Source organism: Pseudomonas sp. 22082 (assembly GCF_052046055.1).
GTDB lineage: Bacteria > Pseudomonadota > Gammaproteobacteria > Pseudomonadales > Pseudomonadaceae > Aquipseudomonas > Aquipseudomonas pharyngis.
In genome coordinates this window covers 20,858-29,296 of record NZ_JBQEQB010000003.1, presented here as the reverse complement: position 1 = coordinate 29,296, position 8,439 = coordinate 20,858, and the positions used below count along the sequence as shown (strand labels likewise).

At 62.9% G+C, this 8,439-nt stretch carries 7 protein-coding genes; 3 read left to right on the top strand and 4 right to left on the bottom strand.

Annotated features, from left to right (window positions below; genetic code table 11):
• Window positions 1–30: 30 nt before the first annotated feature.
• From ACTJK9_RS04465 to ACTJK9_RS04450, 4 genes are all read right to left on the bottom strand, one after another.
• The gene (locus tag ACTJK9_RS04465) at window positions 31–1,224 is read right to left on the bottom strand and encodes an acetyl-CoA C-acyltransferase (RefSeq protein ID WP_085610375.1); all 1,194 of its coding nucleotides are present in this window, start codon (window positions 1,222–1,224) and stop codon (window positions 31–33) included.
• A gap of 12 nt (window positions 1,225–1,236) precedes the next feature.
• On the bottom strand, window positions 1,237–1,998 hold the full coding sequence (locus tag ACTJK9_RS04460) for an SDR family NAD(P)-dependent oxidoreductase (RefSeq protein WP_064596844.1): 762 nt from the start codon (window positions 1,996–1,998) through the stop codon (window positions 1,237–1,239).
• A gap of 15 nt (window positions 1,999–2,013) precedes the next feature.
• The gene (locus ACTJK9_RS04455; RefSeq protein ID WP_440812438.1) at window positions 2,014–3,678 is read right to left on the bottom strand and encodes an AMP-binding protein; all 1,665 of its coding nucleotides are present in this window, start codon (window positions 3,676–3,678) and stop codon (window positions 2,014–2,016) included.
• 184 nt (window positions 3,679–3,862) lie between these two features.
• Window positions 3,863–4,879 (bottom strand): AraC family transcriptional regulator, encoded by a 1,017-nt coding sequence (locus ACTJK9_RS04450; protein WP_440812436.1) that lies wholly within the window; start codon window positions 4,877–4,879, stop codon window positions 3,863–3,865.
• Window positions 4,880–5,060: 181 nt separating this feature from the next.
• On the opposite strand from ACTJK9_RS04450, the gene efeU reads away from it, so the two are divergent.
• The 3 genes from efeU to efeB are packed head-to-tail and all read left to right on the top strand — an operon-like array spanning window position 5,061 to window position 8,424.
• The gene (efeU, locus tag ACTJK9_RS04445; RefSeq protein WP_085603429.1) at window positions 5,061–5,900 is read left to right on the top strand and encodes an iron uptake transporter permease EfeU; all 840 of its coding nucleotides are present in this window, start codon (window positions 5,061–5,063) and stop codon (window positions 5,898–5,900) included.
• Window positions 5,901–5,908: 8 nt separating this feature from the next.
• On the top strand, window positions 5,909–7,108 hold the full coding sequence (gene efeO, locus ACTJK9_RS04440; RefSeq protein ID WP_440812432.1) for an iron uptake system protein EfeO: 1,200 nt from the start codon (window positions 5,909–5,911) through the stop codon (window positions 7,106–7,108).
• A gap of 17 nt (window positions 7,109–7,125) precedes the next feature.
• Window positions 7,126–8,424 carry an iron uptake transporter deferrochelatase/peroxidase subunit gene (gene efeB / locus ACTJK9_RS04435; protein ID WP_085610379.1) on the top strand — a complete coding sequence of 433 codons (1,299 nt, stop codon included), beginning with the start codon at window positions 7,126–7,128 and terminating at the stop codon, window positions 8,422–8,424.
• Window positions 8,425–8,439 lie beyond the last annotated feature (15 nt).

Genomic DNA, 8,439 nt, shown 5'->3' with positions numbered 1-8,439 from the left:
CCCGCCCCCACAATTCGAGATGCGCGAGCTTTAGTAGAGGCATTCCACGGCCATCGCCGTGGCCTCACCGCCACCGATACAGATCGCCGCAACGCCGCGTTTCAGGCCTTTCTGGCGCAGGGCCGAGAGCAAGGTCACCAGAATCCGCGCGCCGGACGCACCGATCGGATGACCCAACGCGCAGGCGCCGCCGTGGATATTCAGCTTGGCGTGAGGAATTTCCAGGTGCGTCATCGCCGCCATGCCGACTACGGCGAAGGCTTCGTTGACCTCGAAAAGATCGACCTGATCCAGCGACCAGCCGGTTTTCTTCATCAGCTTCTTGATCGCACCAATCGGCGCCACCGGGAACAGGCCCGGGGTATCAGCGAAGGCTGCGTGGCCGTGAATCACCGCCAGTGGTTTCAGACCCTGTTTCTGCGCTTGCGACTGGCGCATCAGCACCAGCGCAGCAGCGCCGTCGGAGATCGAGCTGGAGTTGGCCGCAGTTACCGTACCGCCCTCGCGGAACGCCGGTTTCAGCGAAGCGATCTTGTCCAGTTTGGCCTTCGGTGGCTGCTCGTCGTTGCTGATGATCACTTGTTCTTTGCCGACGGTCACGGTCAGCGGAACGATCTCGGCCTTGAAGCTGCCGTCCTGGATCGCCTGCTGGGCGCGGGTGGTCGAGGCGATGGCGAAAGCGTCCTGAGCCTCGCGGCTGAAGTCGTTGGTTTCGGCGCAATCCTCGGCGAAGGTGCCCATCAGACGACCCTTGTCGTAGGCGTCTTCGAGGCCGTCGAGGAACATCGAATCCAGCACCCGGCCGTGGCCCATGCGGTAACCGGCACGGGCGCGGTCCAGCAGGTACGGCGCGTTGGACATGCTTTCCATGCCACCGGCGATCACCACATCGGCACTGCCGGCCAGCAGCATGTCGTGAGCCAGAATGGTGGTCTCCATGCCCGAGCCGCACATCTTGTTGACCGTGGTGCAGCGGGTGGATTTGTCCAGCCCGGCGCCCAGCGCAGCCTGACGCGCAGGTGCCTGACCGAGACCGGCAGGCAATACGCAGCCGAACAACACTTCATCGACCGCATCGGTGGCGACACCGGCGCGTTCAACCGCAGCCTTGATCGCCGCCGCGCCGAGTTGTGGCGCGGTCAGGCTTTTCAGTTCGCCCTGGAAACCGCCCATCGGGGTGCGGACGGCGCTGACGATGACAATCGGATCGTTGGAGATGGTCATGGGAAATCCTCCTTACTTGGCGGCCATGCGCAAGGCACCGTCGAGACGGATTACCTCGCCATTGAGCATGCTGTTTTCAATGATATGCCGCACTAGCGCGGCGTACTCGGCAGGTTTGCCCAGACGCGGCGGGAACGGTACGCCGGCGGCCAGCGAGTCGCGCACTTCCGGGGTCATGCCGGCCATCATCGGGGTTTCGAAAATGCCCGGGGCGATGGTCATCACCCGGATGCCGAAGCGCGCCAGCTCACGGGCGGCGGGTAAGGTCAGGCTGGCGATGGCGCCTTTGGACGCGGAATACGCGGCCTGGCCGATCTGGCCGTCGAACGCCGCAACCGACGCGGTGTTGATGATCACACCACGCTCGCCGTCGGCGTTGGCTTCGCTTTCGGCAATCGCTGCCGCTGCCAGACGCAGCATGTTAAAGCTGCCGATCAGGTTGACGTTGATCACCTGAGCGAAGCTGGACAAGGCGTGCGGGCCGTTCTTGCCGAGGATCTTCTCGCCGCGAACGATGCCGGCGCAATTCACCAGACCATTCAGGCTGCCGAAGGCTTTAACGGTCGCCTGCACGGCGGCTTCGGCGGCGGCTTCGTTGCTGATGTCGGCCACCACGCTTTGCGCGCCGAGGCGCTGAGCCTGGGCAAAGACGGCATCGGCGTTCATGTCCACCAGCATCACTTTGCCGCCGGCGTTCACCAGCAATTCAGCGGTAGCGGCACCCAGGCCGGACGCGCCGCCGGTGACGATAAAAACCTTGTTCTCGATCTGCATGACTGACTTCCTGATTCAAGCTGAAACGTTGTGCGCCGCAGCCTCTTGAGCCTTGGCGATTTCCTGGTTGCGCAAGATAAAGCGCTGCAATTTGCCGCTCGGGGTTTTCGGCAACTCGCTGACAAATTCGATTTCACGGGGGTACGAGTGCGCGGCCAGACGCTTGCGCACGTGTTGGCGCAATTCTTCGGCCAGCGCTGGTTCGGCGCGGTATTGCGGGTTGAGCACGACGAAGGCTTTGACCAGTTCGGTGCGCTCCGGATCGGGCTTGCCGACCACTGCCGCTTCGACCACGGCCGGGTGTTCGATCAGTGCGCTTTCCACGTCGAACGGGCCGACCCGGTAGCCGGAAGTGGTGATGACGTCATCGCTGCGGCCGACGAAGCTGATGCTGCCGTCCGGGTTCCACTCGACGGTGTCGCCGCTCAGGTAGTAATCGCCGACGAAAGCCTTGGTTGGTGCGCCTTCGTAGCCGGCGAACCAGCACATCGGCGACTGTGTGCGGTCGATGGCGAGGATGCCGGGCTGGCCGACGCCGAGTTCATTGTTCTGCTCGTCGAGCACCACGATGCGATGGCCCGGCGAAGCGAAACCGGCGGCACCGAGGTGGATCGGGTGTTCGAGGCCGTGGTGGTTGCACAGGACCATGCCCAGTTCGGTCTGGCCGTAGTGATCGTGGATGACCACGCCGAGGTTGTCGGCGAACCAGCGGATCACTTCCGGGTTCAACGGCTCCCCGGCGCTGCTGACGATGCGCAGCTTGCCCTTGATCGACCTGGCGAACTCATCGCCACCGGCAATCAGCAGGCGATACGCCGTGGGCGAACCGGTGAGGTTGGTGATCCCGTACTTGTTGATCACCCGGCAGGTGCTTTCGAGGGTAAACGGGCCATCGTAGAACGTGATCGGGTGGCCCATCGACAACGGGCCGGTCACACCAAAATAGATGCCGTAGGCCCAGCCCGGATCGGCGACGTTCCAGAACGCATCTTCCGGGCGCAGGTCCACGGCATCGCGGGTGTAGCTCTGGAACGCCACGATGGCCTTGAGCGGCACCGACAGCGCTTTCGACGGGCCGGTGGTGCCCGAGGTGAACATCAGCAGGAACGGGTCTTCGCCGGTCAGCATCAGCGGTTCGCAGACACTGGAATGGCTGGGCAACTCGGCCCAGAAACTGAAATCGCCACGGACGATGCCCTGGCCTTTCGGACCGCCAACGGTGACCAGCGTCGGGCAGTCGGCGACTTCGCTGAGTTTCGGCCGGTTGGCGGCGTCGGTCACCACGACTTTGGCGCCGGAGCTGTTCAGGCGATGTTCGAGGGCCTTGGGGCCGAACGCGGTGAACAGCGGTTGATACACCGCGCCGATGCGCCAGGTGGCGAACACGGTGATCAGCAATTCGATATTGCGTGGCAGCAGGCCGGCGACCTTGTCGCCCTTCTGCACGCCCTGGGCGAGAAGGAAATTGGCGAAACGCGCGGCTTTGTCCTGCAGGTCGCTGAAGGTGTACGTCGCACTGGCGCCATCGCGGCCTTCCCAGAACAGCGCAATGCGCCCCGGCAGCGCGTGGCGGTCACAACATTCGACGCAGGCGTTGAGCGCCTCGAGCGTACCGCTGAGCGCGGCATCCACGGTGTGCTGATAATCAAACTGTGCGGTGGCAGACAAGTAATCGCGCATTGCCAGAATCCCTCTGTTCTTATTAGGTTGGGGAACCGTAAACAACAGAGGAATACTCGCGCCGCACGCCGGCTGCGGCAATGGTCAAAGCCCTCAAAGTGGATGACTGGTTTGGCCAAGAATCCGGACTTTGATCGCTCCCACGCCGAGCGTGGGAACGAGAATCAACGGTGGGAGGTGTGGGTCAGGACGCTTCGTTGAGGATCAAGCTGCGATAGTGCCCAGGATTAGTCCCCGACCACTTGCGAAACGCCTTGTAGAACGAGCTGGCATCGGCAAACCCCAGCCGCGTGGCAATCTCGGCAAAACTGATCGAAGGCTCCGCCAGCCAGGTGATCGCCAGCTCTTTGCGCACGCTATCCTTCAGGCCCTGATAGGTCTGCCCTTCTTCAGCCAGACGCCGGCGCAGGGTCGAGGCCGACATGCACAACTGTTGGGCCAACGCATCGGTTTCCGGCCACTGTTCGGCGGGCAGCTGCCGCAGATCCTGCTTGATCCGGCTCGCAAGGCTTTCCGGGTCGCGGTACTTCACCAGAATGTTGGCCGGCGCATGGGCCAGGAAGCGCTTCAACTCCTCGGCGCTGCGCTTGATCGGCAGATCCAGCACGTCAGCGGCGAAGATCATCCGTGTGCGCGGCCTATCAAAACGCAGGTTTTCCGAGAACATCACCCGATAGTCATCACAAAAATCCGGCGCCGGGCAGCGCAGCTCGATGGCCAGGATCGGAATCCGCCGCCCCGCCAGCCAGCACGCCACGCCGTGGACGATCATCCAATAAGTGAAATAGGTGAAGGCACGGCGCGGTTCCGAATCGTCTTCCAGCAGCACGATCTCCGCCAGACTCTGCTGGTGCACCAGTTGCGCCGGCAGGCGTTCAAGCATCAACGACAGGAAATTCAAACCGCTGTTCAGCCCGGCCGCCAGGTTCGGCTGGGCCATTGCGCTGCGGCAGAGGAATTCCAGGCTGCCGGATTTCAGCTTGCGCGGGTCCATGCCGAAGAATTCGTCATCGCCACGCCGGGCCAACAGGCGCCACAACCGCGCGTACTGGCTGGCCGGCACACGGGCGTCATCGGTGGGCAGCAACGCCGGATCGATCCCGACCTTGCTCAAGACTTCTTCCGTGGCCACGCCCGGGGCACAACTTTGCAGCAGTGCTTCGCGCACCAGTTGAATGGCGATGGTGTCTTTTTCCGACATGGAACGCGCTCTGAGCCCTGTTGTTGTTCGAGTGGCGGGCATCTTAGCGCAGCTGGCTGGGCGGCGTGGATGTTCAGACTCGTTCAGCTGAGGTTCAGCTAAATGTCAATGAATGCCATGTGAGAATGACTTTCATTATGTTACAACTTGTAACCTCATTTCGTTACACAGTGACCGCCGAATGCTCGTTCCCTTTTTGATCATGTTGCGCGAAGGCATCGAAGCCGCGCTGATCGTTGGCATCATCGCCAGCTACCTGCAACAGACCGGCCGTGGCCAGTGGATGCCGGCGGTGTGGATCGGCGTGTTTCTCGCTGCTGCGCTGGCGTTGCTGGTCGGCGGTGGCCTGGAGCTGGTCAGTGCCGAATTCCCGCAAAAGCAGCAGGAACTGTTCGAAGGCGTGGTCGGCCTTGTCGCTGTGGGCATTCTCAGTTCGATGGTGTTCTGGATGCGCAAAGTGGCGCGTTCGATCAAGCATTCACTGCAAGCCTCCCTCGATCATGCGCTGACCGCGTCGAAGCATCAGGTCATCGCGCTGATCGCCATGGTGTTTTTCGCCGTGGCCCGGGAAGGCCTGGAAACCGTGTTCTTCCTGCTCGCCGTGTTCCAGCAGAGCGAAGGCCCGGCCGCGCCGATCGGCGCCCTGCTCGGCCTGATTCTGGCGATCGTCGTCGGCTTCCTGATCTACAGCGGCAGCATGCGTTTGAATCTATCGGCTTTCTTCCGCTGGACCGGGCTGTTCATCCTCGTGGTCGCCGCCGGGATTCTCGCCAACTCGGTGCAGGCCCTGCATGAAGCCGGGGTGTGGAACCACCTGCAAACCGTGCTCTTCGACTTCAGCGCGACGCTGCCGATGGACGGCCCGCTGGGCTCGGTGCTGGCCGGCATGTTCGGTTATCAGGATGCACCGACCGTCAGCACCCTCGGCGCGTACCTGATTTATCTGCTGGTCGCGCTGGTCATGTTCTTCATGCCGGCACCCAAACCCGCTGCCCAATCGTCTTCCGTTTCCAGCCAATAAGGGCCTTCATGTCAAAGCCTAATATTCCTCAGGCCTCGCCTCCCCGCGCCTTGCGCTGGGCGGTGGCCGGTTCGGTGGTCGTGATGATCGCCGCCGGTGGCCTGTTCTACTACGCCTCGAAAATGGCTGCCGCCAAACGTCAGCACAACCGCGACGAAGTGGTGGTCAACATCCATCCGCACAGTTGCGAGCCGAACGCCCTGACGGTGCCGGCCGGCCGCGCCAGTTTCCGCATCGTCAATCGCTCCGACCGGGCGGTGGAGTGGGAAATCCTCGACGGCGTGCTGGTGATCGAAGAGCGCGAGAACATCGCGCCGGGCCTGAGCCAGGTGATCAACGCCAACCTGCAACCCGGCGACTACGCCATCACCTGCGGCCTGCTGAGCAACCCGCGCGGCACCCTGCACGTGACGCCAACCGCCGCCTCCGATGCCGCCGCCAAGGCCAAGCCATCGATGGTTGCCTTCGTCGGGCCGCTGTCGGAGTTCCGTGTCTACCTGGCCAGCCAGGGCAGCGCGCTGATCAAAGCCGTGACGGCGCTGAATCAAGCCATCGACAGCGGCGATCTGGCCCAGGCCCAGGCGTCGTATTTACCGGCCCGTGCCGCGTACCAGCGTCTGGCCCCCGCCGCTCAACGCCTGGCCGAGCTGGACAACAGCATCAACGCCCGCGCCGATTACTTCGAAAAACGCGAGCAGGATCCGGCCTTCGTCGGTTTCCACCGCCTCGAATACGCGCTGTTCCAGCAACGCAAACTCGAAGGGCTGACACTGATTGCCCAAGGCTTGCTCGACAACGTCACCACGCTCAAACAACAGCTGCTGGCCCAATCCCTGCCGCCGGAGCAACTGGTGGAAATCGTCGTGCGCAACCTCAACACCCTCGCCGACGTGCGCGCCGCCAGCGGCGAAGAGGAACGCTACAGCCACAGCGATCTCAACGGCTTCGCAGCCAATCAGGAAACCGCGCACAAAGTCGTCGAATTGCTGCGCCCGCTGCTGAGCAAATCCGCCGCCGACCTGCTACCGAAAATCGACGGCGCACTGGCTGATTTCGATTCCACGCTGAACGGCTTCAAGGTCAAGGACGGCTACGCCAGTTACGACACCCTTAACGGTGAGCAACGCAAGCAGATCGCCGACAAGGCCAAGGCTCTGGCCGACGCCCTCGACGCCATAGATCCCGCCCTCGGCCTCTCCGGCCTGTAAGCAGAAGACGAATACCGATGAACGATTCCGAACACTTCAACCTGCAACGTCGCCGCGTACTGATGGGCATGGGCGCCGCCGGCGTCGCACTGGCCGGTACTGCCCTGAGCTGCCCGGCGATGGCCGCCGCCCCTGCGCAAGTCACCGAAGCGCCGAGCAGCGACAAGACCCAGGATCACCACGATTTCCATGGCGTGCACCAGACTGGCATCGTCACCCCGCGTCCGGCGGCCGGCATGCTGGTGTCGTTCGATGTGCTGGCCAGCGACCGTGAAGACCTGGAGCGTCTGTTCCGCACTCTCAACGAGCGCATCGCATTCCTGATGAAGGGCGGCCCGGTGGCGCAGATCGATCCGAAGTTGCCGCCACCGGATTCCGGCATCCTCGGCCCGGTGGTGACACCGGACAACCTGACCATCACCGTGTCCGTCGGCGAATCGTTGTTCGATGAGCGTTTCGGCCTCGCGTCCGCCAAACCCAAGCGTCTGGTGCGCATGGTCGGTTTCCCCAACGATGCGCTGGAAGCCGATTGCTGCCACGGCGACCTGAGCCTGCAGTTCTGCTCCAACACCGCCGACACCAACATCCACGCCCTGCGCGACATCGTGAAGAACCTGCCGGACCTGCTGCTGGTGCGCTGGAAACAGGAAGGCAGCGTGCCGCCGCAAGCGCCGGCCAAGCCCGGTGTGCCGGCGCAATCGGCGCGTAACTTCCTGGGTTTCCGCGACGGTTCGGCCAACCCGGATTCCAACGACGGCAAGGCCATGGACCGCATCGTCTGGGTGCAACCGGGCAGCGACGAACCGGCTTGGGCCACCCACGGCAGTTATCAGGCGGTGCGGATCATCCGCAACTTTGTCGAACGCTGGGACCGCACGCCGTTGCAGGAACAGGAAAGCATCATCGGCCGAGTCAAAACCACCGGCGCGCCGATGGGCGCCAGCCATGAGACCGAAGTCCCGGATTACAGCAAGGATCCGGAAGGCAAGCTGACCAAGCTCGACGCGCACATTCGCCTGGCCAATCCGCGCACCGCCGCGAGTCAGGCCAATCTGATCCTGCGCCGGCCGTTCAACTACTCCAACGGCGTGAACAAGAACGGCCAGCTCGACATGGGCCTTTTGTTCATTTGCTATCAGGCGGATCTGGAAAAAGGCTTCATCACCGTGCAGACCCGCCTCAATGGCGAACCGCTGGAGGAATACCTCAAGCCGGTCGGCGGCGGTTACTTCTTCACCCTGCCGGGTGTCACGGGCGACAAGGACTTCATCGGTCGCTCGCTGCTCAACGCTACTCAACCAAAAACAACTGCATAGCATTCAACAGGAGCC